The sequence below is a fragment of the Veillonellales bacterium genome (assembly GCA_039680175.1).
In the GTDB taxonomy this organism is placed as follows: domain Bacteria; phylum Bacillota; class Negativicutes; order JAAYSF01; family JAAYSF01; genus JBDKTO01.
Genome location: JBDKTO010000087.1, coordinates 1 through 16,659 on the forward strand (window position 1 = coordinate 1; position 16,659 = coordinate 16,659).

The window sequence follows — 16,659 nt, forward strand, 5'->3', positions numbered from 1 at the left end:
ATTATGAAGGCGAAGTACCACCACAAATGCTTATGATTGATGTTCCCGAAGCGGAGTATATTGTTTTTGAACACGGGCCATTCGATTATGAGCAGGAAAATCGTAGTGTAGAGGAAAAGATTGAAAAAGCAATGGCAACTTTTGATTCTGCAGGCACTGGTTACTGCTTTGATACTTCCCCCGGCAGAATAATTTACCTTTATCATAATCCAGAACGGTTTTTTAAGTATATCAGACCAGTACGGAGGTAAATATGAAAAATACCCGCCGCGCAAGCAGAAAATAAAAAAACCGTTGCGGCGGTTTTTTTATTTTCGTTGTTTAGCGGATTTTTAGATTAGAACCTATTTGCTAGGTTCCTTTCATTCCTTTTTCATCTATTTTTTTTGCAAAACGAAGGCAATAAAGTTCAAATATTTTCCACCGCCTGCGCTCCATGTTTTGCGGTCATTAACCGCGATCTCATTTTCCTGCATAAGCCAATCCGCCCAAACTTCCTCGTTGCTTTCCATCTCGTACACGGAAATAACTTCGGCATTCCGGCTGCTATTTACGATTTCTGTCCAATAAGCAGTATCTCGCAGATAGATAAGCTGCTCCGGCGTCCACGAGAGAAGCAATTCTTTCGGCAGGTTATCATGGCAATCTTTTTTCATACCGGGTACACAGGCGTAAATATATCCTCCGCTCTTGACATAGGGCAACAGTTTCGCGTCTAAATATTCCGGGTCACGACCCCAAAAATTATAGGAATCTGTGCTGATTATTGCATCGAAAAAATCTTTCTCAAATGGCAAGGCTGTAGCGTCAACCTTAACGGGTATTATCTGTTTATGAGTAAGACCCATTCCATCAAAAAATTTGCGGTTCTCTTGCGGGTCACTCCATAAATCCGCGGCATAAACAGTAAAGCCATAATCTTTTACAAGCATAACGCTTGTAAGCCCTTGCCCGCTTCCGAGATCGCAGACAAGGCTTCCAGCAGGTATTTTATGATTCCTCAGCATTTCCTCTTGTAATTTGAATGGGTTAGGCCCCATGATTTTTGCCAGCAACTCAGGAGTATTGTACTTTTGGCTTTTTACATATTCCATTATGATCGCTCCTTATCTCTCTAATTAATCTTGTAGCTAAATTATACTCCGCTCATTTTATAAAAGCTCCCTACTAAACGATACAGAAACAAAAAGACGACAGGACACATCTATTATGTCAAGTCGCCTTTTCAAGATTTTTTTACAGCTAATATCTTATATACAGACTTTGATGACAAATAATATTTACTTGCCAATTCCTGAACAGATACACCAGCTTGATATTCCTCAAAAATAGCCGTGTTTCGCTCATTCAGGAAATGCTTGTTATTTGTAAGCTCGCCCCACTTTTTTTTGCTCTCTGCTTTACGGGGAATATATAGATACTGGCCGTCAATATGTTGTTGTATTGCCACGATTAAATCGTCCGGCAATACACAATTTGCATTGATATAGTCCATCGTGCGCCTCCTATAATCGAAAAGAATAGGATTCCGCAAGGACTATCTTCATATTGGAATTATGCGATAGCCCCTGCTATGCACAATTCCGACTCCGGTAAACGTTTAGTAATAAGACATGCTCCTTCCTTTTTATCTGTTATTTTTTCAATAATGCCTGTTTCATTTCACCTTTTTAATCTTCAAGCAAGTCTTAAGCAAGTTGTTTCTAAAAGCAATATCAAAATCCCGGTAATGTTGGCTTTCTCCCCATTGGCGCATTTCTTCATGCTCGGGATGCTTAGGATCGTTCCAGACACAAAGAAACTCCTCATACCCAGGAATCCCGCCTACGTCCTCAGGTGGACAAGCGCCCTCACCCTCCAGAATTGTCGGATAGCCAAATTGATAATCAGCAATGATTTTCTCAAGCTCTATTTTGTGCCGCCAATCATCGCCGAAATCATAAACATAAGTCAGTGTTTTATATTCCTCAAGATATCGATCAATTTTAAGGGTCTGCGGCTGCCTTATAGCTGTCTCCAATGTCCGGGCAATAAACCCGTGCGGATCATTGCGCTTGGTCAGTGCTTTTCCCTTATATTTTTCTTGATAGAACTTAAACTCTTCATAGGCTTCTTCATCATTTGTGACACGAAGCTTTTCCTGCGGAAATTCGAACTCATATAAATGGCTGTCCCACCAATCCATAGCAAACTGGATCGTGTCATGCAGCCGCTTAAAGGTGACATCTGCCGGAATAATGACCCGGCGCCAAATAAGAGGCTTCGAATCAACCAATTCTATCTTTATCTGATATGCTTTCATCAATATCCACCTCATAGCACACTTTTGAGAGAAATTGGGTGCATCTAAGTAACACCTCTGTAGCCTTCACTTGCCTTTCTTTTTTTTCGGCTTTGGTATCGGCGTAACCGGTTCCAGAATCGCAATCACTTTCTTGTTGAATTCTGCATTGTCGATATCCAGGACATAGTGTTCCTTGGCCCCGTCATAAGGAAAATCTTTATCGGCTTCCCGCATCAGTTCGTCCAAACACGGCAGAATTTTCACAAACACGGTATTATCGCAAATAAGTAATATTGGTTTGTCGTTCACATAGACCATATACTCCCCAAACATTTTCTTGTAACGAATTTTGCCTACACCCGCGATCTGGTCGCAGACATATTCAATAAAATCTATAGCAGTGCTCATCTTTACCTCATCGACCCTTTCCGGTATTTCTACAACACCAGCATATCGTTCTCGTCAAACAACCAGTTAGGGTTATATGCGACCTCCCAGTAATAGCCGTTGGGATCGGTGAAATAGCCGCTGTACCCGCCCCAGAAGACTTTCTGCGGCTCTTTGGCTATAACTGCGCCCGCTTTTTTCGCAAGCTCCATAACTTCATGCACCTCAGCCTCGCTTTTCACGTTGTAGGCCAACGTAATTCCGGCGAACCCTGCGTCAATCTGTGGCGGGTTTTTCTCGTTAATATCCTCTGCCAGTAGCTTAAGCGGATACAGTTCAAATTTTGTGCCGGTAGTGTTAAAGAAAACCACTTTCGGGTTATCTGCTTTTTCATCGGTGGCAAAGCCCAGCCCGTCGCGGTAAAAACGTATGGACTGTGCCATATCCTTTACGCCAAGGCAAATCATGCTGATTCTGTTCATGGCAGCTTCCTCCTTTTACCTTTTTTGGCAATGCTAGCAGTAGTAAATACTGCCGCCCTTTTTCGTCAGTCCATTATAAACTGCAGAAAAATGCTTTTAATTTCTGCTTGGTATCAACAGACAGCTGTTTATCCGGAATGCCTAGAATCGCACCCTGTATCCCGTACAGCATGTGCAAGCAGGCACCGGAATCGCGCTCATTACGGATGCGCCGAAACGCTTCCTCCACGCCAATTTCTCTAAGCTGCTCCGGTGTCTCAATACCGACAGCCAGCAGATTTTCTTCCAGCACTTTGCCCACGTTTGGCAGTTTTGATAGTTCGCTCATAACGCATCCTCCATTTCGGGCACTCAAGTTTTCAAGTATTCTGGGTCAAAACGAATTATATGGTACTATTAACGACCGTCAGGTTACTGGGATTAATTTATTGCAGCCGCGTTAGTATTACTGGATGGGTAGTTACATGTTTACCTTTGTCCACCCCTTCAAGTATAACTGCTACTTTTGTCATAAAATCACAGTCCTCCTTTCTTAAATGCCAAGAAAACATTTAGTCTAATTGCTTCTTATTTTTAATATTCATGAATTGAACCCTTTCCAATCTTAAAGAAATACCGTAAACTAACAAGCGTTAAAAAAGTTATAAGTGCACCTGACATTATAATAAATCTTAATTCTACTCCAGTTTCTAGGCTTTTAAGAATAATCGTTGTCCCAATTGGTAAGTTTAGCAACACTCCTGTTAATGTCCCCGGCGCATATCTTCGGAGGGCGATAGTAGCAATTAGATGCGGAAAAAAAGAATTGAGACACACCATAAAGATAAAACCCAAATAAACATATTTAACAATCTCTTGAAATTGCCCTAATGTCATCGATAAAAACGTTACTATATAACCGAATGTTGTTACAATTATTAATGCAAAATGAAATTCTCTACTGGATACTTGCACATGATATTTTCCTGCATTTTTAGACCATTTTGGAAGCCAAATGCCTTCTTCTATATTATGCAAAGTAAACGACAATAAAAAAAATATCTCCACAAGAACCACCTTTCCCAAGCTACATCCTTCAACTATGCAAAAAAATCTTGCAATTTTGTATATACTATTATCAACTTTATTCCCCTGAAAAAACAAACTCCTGTCAATATTGATTTTAGCAGGAGTTTTGTTTGCTTTCAATTTTATTTTTATTACATTTCATGACTAATCGGTATGGCAGTACCCTCTAAAAAATCAACTATGAATCCCTTGCCTGATAATGGGGGTGTCCGCATACCATGCAAATTGTTGTGGAAGTTTTTCTTCTATATGATGAATGATGTTGCTGTTGGATTTATCACCGGGATGTTTTAAAAGTGTGGCATATCCCGTAATCTGGATAGCATTTACTGTTACCAAACCATACAATACCTCAGAGCACAGATTGCTCCATACCCTGTTTGCTGACTACGGGACTTCCCTACCTTTATCCGACAGGACTTTCACCTGTAAGCATCCAAAAATTTACCGGACGCGACTATCAACGCCACGCACTCCACTTGCATCTCCCTGGGCATAGCCCGTATACAACATGCAGATAATTAAAACGCTTCCTATACTATATGTTGTGATTTCCACATTTTCGGTAACTCCCCATCTCCATGTTAACCGAATTGACCCCTTTAATGGAAATTCGCATAAACCAAAGTCTATGCGAACATAAAATAAATTTATAAAATTAACGAAAATCCTTTTCTGTTGCGCTATTTCATTTCTATCTTTTTAGAGCCTCAACCTGTGTTTTGATAGAAACGTGATACTGATTTGCGAAATTGGAAATTCGCATAAAAGTTCTACCCCCTTAGAGCAAGGGGGTACGTTTACTTCTTCCGCGCTTTGATCAAAATAAACGGCGGCCTTCTCCGCTCATTTAATAGATCATTATTAGCGGCCTCAGCTTCAACACTTGCTGTCGGCTCCAAAATTCTTTCTATACCCAAGCCGTTGTCAACTAAGCTGTTAATAATACGGGCTAGGGTTCTATGATACTTGATAACCCCGTTAACGAGCCAGTTATGCTCTCTTAGGCCTTCTTCGGCATAATTATCGAGAATCCAGTGCAGTTTTTCGCCAGAATCATTCCTGCTCCAGCCTTCCGGTATTTTCTTAGCGGTGGCAATTGGATGCTCTTGTGAAAAAATCAAGAATCCCCCTGGTTTCAGCCATTGGCTGATTTCATTGATCAAACCGGCGAAGTCCGCAACATAATGAAAAGCTAGCGAGCTTAATACCAAATCAAAATCTTCTGCTGGAAAATGAGCCTCCTCCATCGGAATGCAGACATACTCTATCTTATCATCGTTAAAATCACGCCTGGCTCTGCCAATCATTTTCGTCGAAATATCAACACCCACGATTCTTCTTGCTCCTTGCGAAGCATACCATTTGCAGGACTCGCCAAAGCCACATCCCAAATCCAGAATGTCTTTATCCTTTAAGTCAGGCAGCAGCGTTCTAAATGCCGGAATTTCCAGGACATCGTTTAGTCCCGCCGAGTTTGCCCGTAGGTTGTCATATGCGTTATAAAAAAGTTCATTATCGTAAATATTCTGCTTCACGCCATCCTCCTAATACCGCATCCCGCCTACTTCCCTTTTGACCGCGGTTCCCATGAGTTGTTTATAGTATTTAGAATATGTGTAGCTAGGTTGTCGATATCAAACATTGAAACAACTCTTCCGCGGCCTTATCTGCCTTTTTCTTATCAAGCATACCTGTGATGCCGCAGAAAGGAACTACAATTTCCCCGAGCACAGTACACTTTAAATACCCGGCAAACATCCGTTCAAAAAGAGGCAATACTAAATCAGCGTTATTTTCAATCGGTCCCCCGCAGGTGACCAGCATCGCGACTTTTTTCCCTTGGATAAAGGATGTATGCTCAGGAGTAGCAAATCCTTTTGCCAGGCAGAAATGCCTGTCAAGATACTGCTTTAATTGAGCGGTAAAATTCCACCCATACAACGGAGAGGCATAAATAACGGCGTCTGCGGCGCCGACTCGCCTAAGCAGATCCTGTACATCATCCTTCTGAACACAAACTGGTTCGTCGGAAGCTTGTTGGCAAGCGAGACAGCCCTGGCACCCATGAATAGTAAAGTCTTTAAGATAAACCCGTTCGGCCTCATGCCCATGCTCTGATAGCCGTTTTTCCATTCGATCTAAGATCTCTGCCGTATTCCCATTCCGGTTAGGGCTTCCTAAGAATGATAGAAATTTCATAATAACCTCCTTGTCTTAACTGAAATTCCACGCAAACAGTTATGCGTAGTCAAGTTGTTACATTTTTATCGGACAGTCAGGGCGATGACAGCCTAACGGCACTGGCGTTCTTTGTCAATTTGCCTATCGATATTTTCAGTATACTTACGCACATAACTCAGCCCCTTCTTGATTTATTTATATCGGATTATTGTTAATGGTTTTATTTAGCTTACCTTTGAAAGCTGCTACTACATACATGGCTCCAGATAAGACAATTAATATCGCCGAAGCACTGTATATATAACTAAACCCGAACGCCTGGGCCACAACTCCCCAAACTACCGCGCCAATTATACCGCCAATATCCATTGCTCCTAAAAACGTAGCGTTCGCTGCTCCTCGTCGTTCAGCAGGCGCAAGCGAAATGACTAGTGCATTAAGGGCGGGCTGAACGGCGCCGAAACCCAGGCCGTAAATTATGGCGGCAGTAAGAAACATAGGTAGCGATGTCGCCATAAATAATAATTGTAACGCAATGGCTAACAAAAGCATGCCGGGAACAACTACTTTAGTAGTACCATACCGGTCGGCAATTCGCCCTGTCGTAAATCTTGTGAGAATCATAGCCAAAGCCATCATGGTATAAAACGACCCGATATCTGCTAGACCCTTCTCACGCACATACGGAGGCAAAAAGATCATTATGGTGGAATAGGTCATAACGATGATAAAGAATATAAACGATGGCCATAATGCAGTTTTCTCGATAGCTACCGTTCTTATATTTTTCGAATTCCCTCTAATTTCTGCAATATTCGGAGATTTGACGGGTTGACCTGGGATATGATAGTTTCTCGAAAAGCCGGCGAGCAATGCTAGTAGAATAAAGCAAGCGGAAAGAAGAAAAAGCGATGTATGGTCATAATGCTCCATCACGTATAACCCCAATCCAGGACCGATAACCATCGCCACCGAAATTGAAATTCCGAAAAAGCCCATGCCCTCATTTCTGCGGCCAGCCGGAATAAGATCAGAAGCTATCGTGCTGGTCGAAGTGGTTATGGTGCTCCATCCCATTCCATGTACTGCTCGCAATGCGAATAACATAATTATTGAATATGCTGCCGCATTGTATGAAAGGATTACCAGCAGTAACACAACAAGCCCGGCAAGCATAATTATTTTTCGATCTTTTCGATCCAGCAGGCTCCCAATCTGCAGACGGGATAGCAAGCCGGTCAAGCTATAAATACCGGTTATAAGTCCTGCCATTATTTTGTTCCCGCCTATATTCAAGACATATAATGGTAAAGTCGACATTAGCACAAAATTCCCAAGATAGGTAAGTAAATTTACCAGAACGATACAAGAAAAAGAGACTGTCCATAATTTCTCCTGATTTGTTACTATATTCTCTTCCATATACAATCCTCCCCCCTTTAGGAACAGTTTCAATTCCACACCAGTTGCCACGACCACAGAGCGTACTTGAAAGTAATTCACGAAAAAATTACGGCTCACACAAATTTCATCCACTATTATTGCTCTTTTGACTATGCCATGAAGTTTATATATAATATACCAAGATAATCTTCATATGTATAATACGAAAATCATCTTAATTTCATATAAAATCAAGTATGAAATTCAACGTGAGGAGTGCTTGTTCAATGGATATCAGGAAACTTCAATATTTCCTTGCAGTCGCAGAAGAAGGACAAATCACCCGAGCCGCCAAAAACTTACACATGGCTCAACCACCGCTTAGCCAGCAGCTTAAACTGTTTGAAACCGAACTGGGAGTTCAGTTAATCGAAAGAGGCGGCAGCCGTAAAATCAGGCTAACCGATGCAGGGCAGGCGTTGCGTCGCCGCGCTGAGCAAATACTGGAATTAATCGACAAAACGGAAAAAGAAGTAAAAGATGTGGGTGAAGGTTTGCGGGGAACACTATCGGTGGGGCTTGCGGTACCCTGGGGTATTACTTTAGGTGCTTCTTTTTTGTTGAGACAAATTTGCCGTTTTCATGCATGTTATCCGGCAATAAACTTTCAATTATGGGAAGGCGATATATATCGGATAGAGGATTTATTATCCAGCCGGGTAGTAGAAATCGGCATTACTAAGCTTCCGACTGATTCGGAGACTTATGAGGCGATTGCTTTGCCCACCGAACCTGTGACCGCCGCATTTGCACCTAAATGGAATGATGGTCAGTCAACAGATTCCATATCATTAGCCGCTCTCGCGGATAAACCGCTTATCATATATCGTTCATATGAGGAACGATTTTTGGGATATTATCAGAAACTTGGCCTGAAACCAAGGATATTGTGTACGCAGGATGATATTCGGTCGATGTTATTATGGGCGGAGTCGGGGCTTGGTGTGGCCATTGTACAAAAATCTGCGGCAGGCTTGATACCGGGCAGCAAGCTAATATTTAAGGAGATTATCGAACCGGCTTTAATAACAAGAACGATTTCGGTCATCTGGCTAAAAAACCGTTATCTATCTGCTGCCGCCCGGCATTTTATCGATATGTTTACTAAAGAAAAATAACGATTGTTAAGCATGAACCCCCTGTACCGCATTGGTGCAGGGGGTTCATGCTTATTAGCCATTATATTTTTTTCATATAAAATAAAGACTATTTTTGTATTATACATATAAAAATTAGATTGATATAATTAGAAACAAATCGGGGAGATAGCCAAAAAAAGATCACATGCAATCATACAAGGAGGGAGATATCCATTGATTTTCACACATCAAAGTGGAAAATTTTTTTATATTAGTTTAAGTGCCATAGTTGTAGCGATAGCGATAGCCGGCTGCAGCAGCCGGCAGGTGGCTGATCCTCCTCCACCTATCAAAATTAAGGCCATGCAGGTAGTCCAGCAGGACACCCCGATTGCATACGAGTTTGTCGGCCAGGTGATAGCGAAAAACGAAGTGCAAATTCGCGCAAAAGTGTCTGGTAATATTGTGGAAAAGATGGTAGCCGGTGGGGAAAAGGTTACTCAAGGACAGCCGTTATTTCAGATTGACCGCCGTCAATATGAGGCGACGTTGCTTGAAGCGCAGGGGCAATTGGCTCAAGCAGAAGCGGTAATGAGCAATTCCCATCTGGACACTGTAAGGTACCAAAGGCTTGCTGCCCAACAAGCGATTGCCGAGCAAGTACTTGATACTGCACTATCATCAGAACGACAAAATGCTGCGCTAGTAAATACGAACCGGGCACGTACACAGAGGGCGGAAGCAGATTTACAAGATACGCTAATTACAGCCCCATTTAGCGGCCGTATTGATGTAAACGACCTAAGCATCGGTGGTTTTGTTCAGGCCGGTCAGACGGTAATCGCCACCCTATCCTCAGTTAATCCGATTTTCATCCAATTTAGCATGAGCGAAAATGAGTATCTGCGCTTTATCAAACTTGAGCATGGCACTTCGCCAGCAGAATGGGGAAACAATTTGAAACTGATTCTTAGTGATGGAACACCGTATCCACTTGCAGGCCATATAGAGCAAGTGGATCGCGCGATGGCGCAAGACACAGCGACACTTACACTGAAGGCAGCCTTTGCTAATCCCCAAGGGGTGCTTATGCCTGGCATGTTCGCCCGGATTGTGGCACAGGGTGAACTGCGCCGGGGAGCTCTGTTGATTCCGCAACGAGCCGTTCAGCAACTGCTGGGCAAGACCTTTGTTACCATTGTCGGAGAAGGCGATAAGTCTGAACCCCGCCCGGTAAAAATGGGACCGCGTGTTGGTGACCTGTGGGTGGTGGAAGAAGGCTTGACAACAGCAGATCGCGTTATTGTAGAAGGATTTGGCAAAGCCCCGCCCGGAACCCCCTTAATTATAGAAATGGTAGACCAAAATGAACTGCAAAATACAGCTACGAATTAGGAGGAAGGTCTGTGGCTAGATTTTTTATTGAACGTCCGATTTTTGCCATAGTACTGTCCGTAATCATTACGCTAGTCGGTTTGATTGCCGCTTTTACTGTGCCAATTGACCGGTATCCCCAGATTACTCCGCCGCATGTCAGCGTCGACACCAACTATCGCGGGGCTAATTCCCAGGTATTGGAGAAGACCGTTGCTCAGGTACTCGAACAGCAGATTAATGGTATCGAAAATATGTCATCGATGTTATCGACCAGCGCTGATTCCGGTTCTTATCAACTGGATATCCAGTTTGAATTAGGAAAAGACGCGGATTTAGCGGTTGTACAAACGCAAAACCGGGTGGCTCAAGCCAATCCTTCTCTGCCACAATCCGTATTGCAGGCCGGCATCACCGCCCGGAAGGTGTCGTCGGATTTTGCTATGGTCTTTGCGTTATGGTCGCCTAATGGAACCTATGACAGTACCTTTATGAAAAACTATGGTGATATTAATTTCATTGAAGACATGAAACGCGTCAAGGGCGTGGGCAGTATCACCGAGTACGGCGCCGATTTTAGCATGCGGATATGGTTAATGCCTGATAAAATGGCCCGGCTGGGCATTACCACAAACGATATTGCCAATGCTATCAATGAACAAAACGTCCAGGCGCCCGCCGGAACCATTGGCCAGCGTCCATCACTTAATCAAGAATTTCAATATACTGTCAACGTTCAAGGTCGGTTAACAGAACCGACGGAATTCGCCAAAATTATTATCCGTTCAAAACCAGACGGGTCATTTGTCCGCCTAGGCGATGTAGCCAAGGTCGAAATTGGTGGCAGAAACTATGGCTTTGCCTGTGATGTTAACGATCATCCAGCAATCTTTTTTATGGTTCAGCCAACCACGGATGCCAATCTATTGGACACAGTCAGCAATTGTCAAAAAGTCATTGAGAATGCCGCCAAACGGTTCCCCCCCGATATGGATTACAGAGTGGTAATCGATACAGCTAAATTTGTACGAGAATCGTTGAAAGAAGTGGCAAAAACTTTTGTCCTGGCTTTATTGCTGGTCTTACTGGTAGTATTCGTGTTCTTGCAAAGCGCACGCGCCACTTTAATTCCCATGCTGGCCATTCCGGTATCACTGATCGGAACCTTCGGCGCATTTTTGGCACTGGGTTTTTCTATCAACACCTTAACCATGTTTGCTATGGTGTTGACCATCGGCCTGGTGGTAGATGACGCCATCGTCGTCATTGAAGCTGTGGAACATCATCTGCGCTATAACAGCCTCAGCCCACGGGATGCTACCCTTCGGGCAATGAGTGAAGTTTCGAGTCCGATTGTAGCTATTGCTTTTGTACTGGCGTCGATCTTTATTCCGGTGGCCTTTTTGGGCGGGATAGTGGGCGTATTATACAAGCAATTTGCCTTAACGATCGCTGTTTCCATGGGGCTATCAGCCATAGTGGCCTTATCGCTGACACCAGCGCTTTGCACATTATTGCTTAAGCCCTATCATTCAAAAACCCATACGGATACGGGATTGATCACCAAATTCTTCGTCAAATTTAACGACTTGTTTGAAAATATGGTTAATAAATACGGCAAGGGGTTGGTCAGAGTAATTCAGCGCTCGACTCTATGTATCACACTACTCGTGGTCTTGCTGATTGCGAGTGGCGGATTATTTCGGGCCGTGCCGACTTCTTTTGTTCCCCCCGAAGATCAAGGCTATTATCTTACCTCCGTGAATTTGCCGGAAGCGGCTAGTCTGGATCGTACGCAGGAAATATGTAAAAAAATTCAAGAACTGGTCAGTTCGCAGCCCGGCGTACAGGATATTGCTATCGTTTCCGGCCTCGATCTGTTAACTAGAGCGAACAAACCGAACACCGCCAATATGTTTGTTGGACTTACCCATTGGGATGAAAGAACCACTCCCGAACTACAGGTTGACCAGGAAATTCGTCAGACGCTGGCGCTTACTCGTTCATTACCGGAAGCGACAGTGCTCTCCTTTAATGCTCCGTCCTTACATGGCGTAGGTGCGATGGGCGGTTTTACTTTGATGTTGGAAAGCCGTGGCAGCAATTCCGACGAAGAAATGGACCGCATTTCTAAAGAATTTCTTGCCGCGGCCCGTAAGCGCCCGGAAATTGGAACGGTCTTTTCCAATTTCCGAGTCGATACTCCCGGCTATCGTTTTGAAGTTGACCGGGAAAAAGTGAAAGCGCTGGGTATTCCGGTAGACGATGTGTTTAATGCCTTGCAAGCTTTCTTAGGCGGCATGGAAGTCAACGATTTTAATATTTTTGACCGAACCTATAAAGTGGTGATCCAGGCTGAAACCCAGTTCCGTAGCGATATAGATTCCAGTCGCTTCTTCTTTGTACGCACCACAGCCGGGAAAATGGTGCCGCTGAATACGCTGGTAAAGCCGGTACCTGTTAGCGGCGCATCCCTGATTCAAAGGTTCAACGGCTACCGGGCCATTAAGATCGGCGGTACTCCTGCCCCCGGCTATAGTTCGGGGCAGGCATTAACCGCTTTAGAAGAAGTGGCCGCTCAGACACTGCCGAATAGCTTTAGTTACGAATGGGCTGATCAAAGCCGCGAAGAAAAAATATCAGGTGGCCGTGCTCCTATCGTATTTTGCCTGGCATTGTTCTTTATGTTCTTATGTTTGTCCGCTCTTTACGAAAGCTGGAGCATTCCATTTGCTGTTATTCTCAGTATACCCACAGGTATTTTTGGTGCTTTCTTATTCCAGTATATGCGGCATTTGGAAAATAACGTTTACATGCAAATTGGGTTGGTGATGTTGATTGGGTTAATGGCCAAAAATGCTATATTAATCGTCGAATTTGCCAAAGTCAGGGTAGATAAAGATATGGAGCCGGTGCAGGCGGTCATTGAGGCGGCTACCATTCGGTTACGGCCAATTCTGATGACCTCGCTGGCGTTTATCATCGGCTGCATTCCTCTGGCAATGGCTACCGGAGCCGGTGCTGGCGCAAGAAAAGCCATGGGAACGACGGTTGTCGGCGGCATGCTCATAGCTACGGGTTTAGGAATATTTTTAATTCCAGTGCTGTTTGTTGTTATTGAAAAAATAACAGCCAAATTAAATTCCCCCCGCCAGCGAATAAAAAATCTTCCGTCCTCACATCTAAACGAAAACTTGCCTAAGTAGTCCGTCCGAAAATTAACATCCCCTTATTAACCGTATTGCTTTTTGCAGACAACCAAAAGGATTGGTACAATAAAAGCCAGAGGTATCCAGTATAAAAGGAAAGCGATTTGATGCAAAATTGAAAAAAGATATTGTAAAACTATATCTTAGTGGAACCCACACGTGCCCAAGCTTGGCAGAAAAGTTAGTTTTACATGAAAATACCGTATATAAATGGATTGAACAATATAAAAATACCCCAGAGCCCGGCGTGTAAAAGGTCTATGAAGAACTTAACGAAAAAGGTATTTCTGTAGGCCGTAGCCGTATATGTTTAATATAAAATAAAAATAGGCTGCGCCAATGGCTTCCCGAAACCCATTCAGTCCATCCACGCAGAATAGGTAAACATCCTGTACTCCGCGGCTTTTCAGCTCATTTAGGACACTGAGCCAGAATTTGCTGCTTTCATTCTCGCCAATCCATATACCCAGTATTTCTTTATAACCATCTAGATTTATCCCCAATACCACATACGCCGCTTTCGTAATAATCTGGTGATTTTCACGAATTTTATAGTGTATGGCATCCAAAAAGATAAAAGGGTACACTGCTTCTAACGGTCGATTTTGCCATTCATTAAGTTGTGGCATAATTTTTTCACTAATTTTACTGACTAGTTCCGGTGAGATTTCTACGTCATACAGGTTCTTGATTTGTTCCGATATATCCCGAATACTAAGTCCTGCGGCATACAAAGATAGTATTTTTTCCTCCATACCATCGGCATTTCGGCTGTATTTGCCGATGATTTTTGGTTCATATTCGCCTTGCCGATCACGAGGAACAGCTATTTCAACTTCACCCAACTGTGTTTTAACTGTCTTTTTCGAGTAGCCATTTCGATAATTTTTCGACACGGATGATTTGACATCTTCCGACCGGCGCTCCTGTTTTTCGTACCCTAGCTCCGTTTCTAATTCTGCCTCCATGATTTCCTGGAGTACATCTCGAAACATGTCTTTGATTGCATTCATCACTTCTGTGGTATTGCTGAACTTTTCGCCTTTGATCAGCTCTTTAATGACTTCCTTAGGTATTGTTTTCATAAAAACATCTTCCTTTCCGGCTCAAATAGTTTTATTCCTATTCTTGCCAGTGAGGAAGATGTTTCAAACCTATTTACACAAAATTTTCTGCGCCCTCTAATTGTCCGCTAACCTCGTTCACTGCCCTCACCATTTTTCTTGTAACTTTTTCATATCTCGTTTTAGACCTGAAAAATATGAAAGCTTATACTCACTAATTTCCTTTGGCCATTTTTCTTCTCCATAAGTATAGCCTTCTAAAAAATCAATAACTCCATTTTTAATGAAAAGTACAAATCCGACACCATCTTTCACCCCTTTTATCTCTGCTACAACATCTCCTAATTGAATTGACTTAGAAGTTTTTAATTTGGAAATATCATCAGGTATTTCAAATGACGTAAAAAAACCTGTGCCGGAATACTCCCGTTTTTTTACTGCAGATTGAGCATACTGATCTCGAAGAACTGCTAAATTATCATCTTGACCATCCAAAAGCTTAAGCATAACTTCTTTCTCTATTTTACCAAATACTTTTCCGCCCAATATTATATCCTCCTTTATGGAATAAAAGCAGTACCAATTTTAACTACCCCATCAACTACATTACCCCTAACAGTTATTATATCTTCTCCTACAACTATTGGTTCCTCAAAAACACCTGTTATACCTTTAGAAATAATCTGGTCTTGTGCTGCATTTTGGAGAACATTAAAGGCTTCAGCCTGATTACCACCGTATCTTGATAAAAAATTTCCAAGGTTGTGCTCTGTTTTCCCAAAAATATGATTAAGTTTATTTGCATAGGAAAAATTACCGAACTCAATTCCAGCAGCAATTAACGCACCATATTTGGCATTATCAAACATCTGTCCAGCTTCACTTAAATTCGAAAGAACTGCGATAGGATCAAGACCCTCATCCTGAAGACTCATGACGGTAGTGGTGATGGTTGACAAAATATTTTGCGCACTTGGATATTCTTCAATAAAGTCGGCTGATATCCCAAATTGATTTAATATCGTTTCTTGTGTTTCATCTACCCGGTTCCAATAAGCTACATTATCCTCGTCTCCATTAGCTACCGCTTCATCTCTTTGTTGTTCTTGCCAATGAGTCAAGTAATTATTCTTCGTCTCACTAGCTGCCGTACTTGCCCCAGTCTGCGCATTGCCGCCAACTACTTTTGCAGCTGCTGCACCTACAATCGCACTAGCCCATTGATGAATAGCTGGGTCCTTAATCTTACCTAACTCATTTTGAATAAGCTGATTAAATCCTGCACCTGCTGCACCAGAGGCAAAGTTTCCTCCGCCCAATTTAGCCATTAGACCGCCAGTGAAGGCATCAAGAGCTGTTTTTTCAGGACTTCCCTCTTTTAATCCAAGATCACCAATTGCCTTAAACGCTTCTTCTCCAAATACCTGAGCTAATTCCTGTTGTTCCTGAACTGTTTTCTTATCGAATATCTTTCCTAAAGCGTTCAATGTATTTGTTGTTTCACGACTTAATCCACTAATATCTTGATTAGGATTGCTTCGAATATCAATAGTTCCATTAGCAATCGCTGGTTTTGTAGTACTATCCGCATTGCCATTAGCCGTTACACCTATGTTAGGCGTAAGTCCTTGATTTTTATAATTTTCTTTATCAGTAGGACTGTATTTTTTGCTGTCGTAGTTAACCCCGACGCTGCTTGCGCTATAATCCGCCTTATTCTGTATATCCGAGTACGTCAGCGTACCTGTAGAAAGAAGGTTCTTATCCGGCGTAGCCTCACTCGCGATGACCGCACCCTTCAGATCGGTATTTTGGCCGACGGTGATGTTAAAGCCGCCCTGGCCGGCATATATACCGGCCTGATCGGTTACCGAAGCATACTTCGAGTCGATCCGGCCCTTGCTTACGTTAGCTTGAGCGCCAATTCCTCCGGTGCCAATTTTTCCTCCGCTGCTGCTGTTTTTCGAGTTATAGTTGTCTATATCCTGCTGGCTCGCTATATTCAAGTCATTTCCGGTTCTTATTTCCACCCGCTCGCCATTGGCCTTTGATCCCAGGATATCCGTATCTTTTCCTGATTCTATT

Annotated in this window: 16 protein-coding genes and 1 pseudogene; 4 read left to right on the forward strand and 13 right to left on the reverse strand. The window is 42.9% G+C overall.

Features of this window, described 5'->3' with window-relative positions; genetic code table 11:
* Positions 1 to 251: hypothetical protein (locus ABFC84_14600; protein ID MEN6413970.1), on the forward strand; the 251-nt coding region annotated here is incomplete at its 5' end.
* A gap of 126 nt (positions 252 to 377) precedes the next feature.
* On the opposite strand, the gene ABFC84_14605 is transcribed toward ABFC84_14600, so the two are convergent.
* The 10 genes from ABFC84_14605 to ABFC84_14650 form a co-directional block, all read right to left on the reverse strand.
* Complete coding sequence (locus ABFC84_14605; protein MEN6413971.1) at positions 378 to 1,094, reverse strand: methyltransferase domain-containing protein; 717 nt, start codon at positions 1,092 to 1,094, stop codon at positions 378 to 380.
* Between the two features lie 131 nt (positions 1,095 to 1,225).
* Positions 1,226 to 1,495, reverse strand: a complete 270-nt coding sequence (locus ABFC84_14610; GenBank protein ID MEN6413972.1) for a CD3324 family protein — start codon at positions 1,493 to 1,495, stop codon at positions 1,226 to 1,228.
* A 162-nt stretch (positions 1,496 to 1,657) separates the two neighbouring features.
* Entirely contained in the window at positions 1,658 to 2,302 is a 645-nt protein-coding gene (locus tag ABFC84_14615; protein ID MEN6413973.1) for a plasmid pRiA4b ORF-3 family protein, read from the reverse strand.
* Positions 2,303 to 2,368: 66 nt separating this feature from the next.
* A complete protein-coding gene (locus tag ABFC84_14620; protein MEN6413974.1) occupies positions 2,369 to 2,692 on the reverse strand; it encodes a TfoX/Sxy family protein in 324 nt (107 codons plus the stop codon).
* Between the two features lie 29 nt (positions 2,693 to 2,721).
* Positions 2,722 to 3,153, reverse strand: coding sequence for a VOC family protein (locus ABFC84_14625; GenBank protein ID MEN6413975.1), 432 nt, complete (start codon positions 3,151 to 3,153; stop codon positions 2,722 to 2,724).
* Between the two features lie 73 nt (positions 3,154 to 3,226).
* Positions 3,227 to 3,481 carry a TfoX/Sxy family protein gene (locus tag ABFC84_14630; protein MEN6413976.1) on the reverse strand — a complete coding sequence of 85 codons (255 nt, stop codon included), beginning with the start codon at positions 3,479 to 3,481 and terminating at the stop codon, positions 3,227 to 3,229.
* A gap of 245 nt (positions 3,482 to 3,726) precedes the next feature.
* On the reverse strand, positions 3,727 to 4,341 hold the full coding sequence (locus ABFC84_14635; GenBank protein MEN6413977.1) for an HXXEE domain-containing protein: 615 nt from the start codon (positions 4,339 to 4,341) through the stop codon (positions 3,727 to 3,729).
* Positions 4,342 to 5,021: 680 nt separating this feature from the next.
* Positions 5,022 to 5,759: a class I SAM-dependent methyltransferase gene (locus tag ABFC84_14640; protein ID MEN6413978.1), complete on the reverse strand. Its 738-nt coding sequence runs from the start codon at positions 5,757 to 5,759 to the stop codon at positions 5,022 to 5,024.
* 85 nt (positions 5,760 to 5,844) lie between these two features.
* Complete coding sequence (locus ABFC84_14645) at positions 5,845 to 6,423, reverse strand: flavodoxin family protein (GenBank protein MEN6413979.1); 579 nt, start codon at positions 6,421 to 6,423, stop codon at positions 5,845 to 5,847.
* Between the two features lie 177 nt (positions 6,424 to 6,600).
* A complete protein-coding gene (locus ABFC84_14650; GenBank protein ID MEN6413980.1) occupies positions 6,601 to 7,827 on the reverse strand; it encodes an MFS transporter in 1,227 nt (408 codons plus the stop codon).
* A gap of 248 nt (positions 7,828 to 8,075) precedes the next feature.
* Here ABFC84_14650 and ABFC84_14655 point away from each other — a divergent pair, with 248 nt between their 5' ends.
* The 3 genes from ABFC84_14655 (at position 8,076) to ABFC84_14665 (ending at position 13,507) form a co-directional block, all read left to right on the forward strand.
* A complete protein-coding gene (locus ABFC84_14655; protein MEN6413981.1) occupies positions 8,076 to 8,966 on the forward strand; it encodes a LysR family transcriptional regulator in 891 nt (296 codons plus the stop codon).
* A gap of 195 nt (positions 8,967 to 9,161) precedes the next feature.
* Positions 9,162 to 10,322, forward strand: a complete 1,161-nt coding sequence (locus ABFC84_14660; GenBank protein MEN6413982.1) for an efflux RND transporter periplasmic adaptor subunit — start codon at positions 9,162 to 9,164, stop codon at positions 10,320 to 10,322.
* An 11-nt stretch (positions 10,323 to 10,333) separates the two neighbouring features.
* Complete coding sequence (locus tag ABFC84_14665; GenBank protein ID MEN6413983.1) at positions 10,334 to 13,507, forward strand: multidrug efflux RND transporter permease subunit; 3,174 nt, start codon at positions 10,334 to 10,336, stop codon at positions 13,505 to 13,507.
* Between the two features lie 341 nt (positions 13,508 to 13,848).
* Here ABFC84_14665 and ABFC84_14670 read toward each other — a convergent pair.
* From ABFC84_14670 to ABFC84_14680, 3 genes and pseudogenes are all read right to left on the reverse strand, one after another.
* Positions 13,849 to 14,595, reverse strand: a pseudogene (locus ABFC84_14670) (IS256 family transposase).
* Positions 14,596 to 14,721: 126 nt separating this feature from the next.
* Complete coding sequence (locus ABFC84_14675; protein MEN6413984.1) at positions 14,722 to 15,120, reverse strand: hypothetical protein; 399 nt, start codon at positions 15,118 to 15,120, stop codon at positions 14,722 to 14,724.
* A 14-nt stretch (positions 15,121 to 15,134) separates the two neighbouring features.
* Positions 15,135 to 16,659, reverse strand: a 1,525-nt coding sequence (locus tag ABFC84_14680; GenBank protein ID MEN6413985.1) for a hemagglutinin repeat-containing protein, incomplete at its 5' end; no start/stop codon positions are given.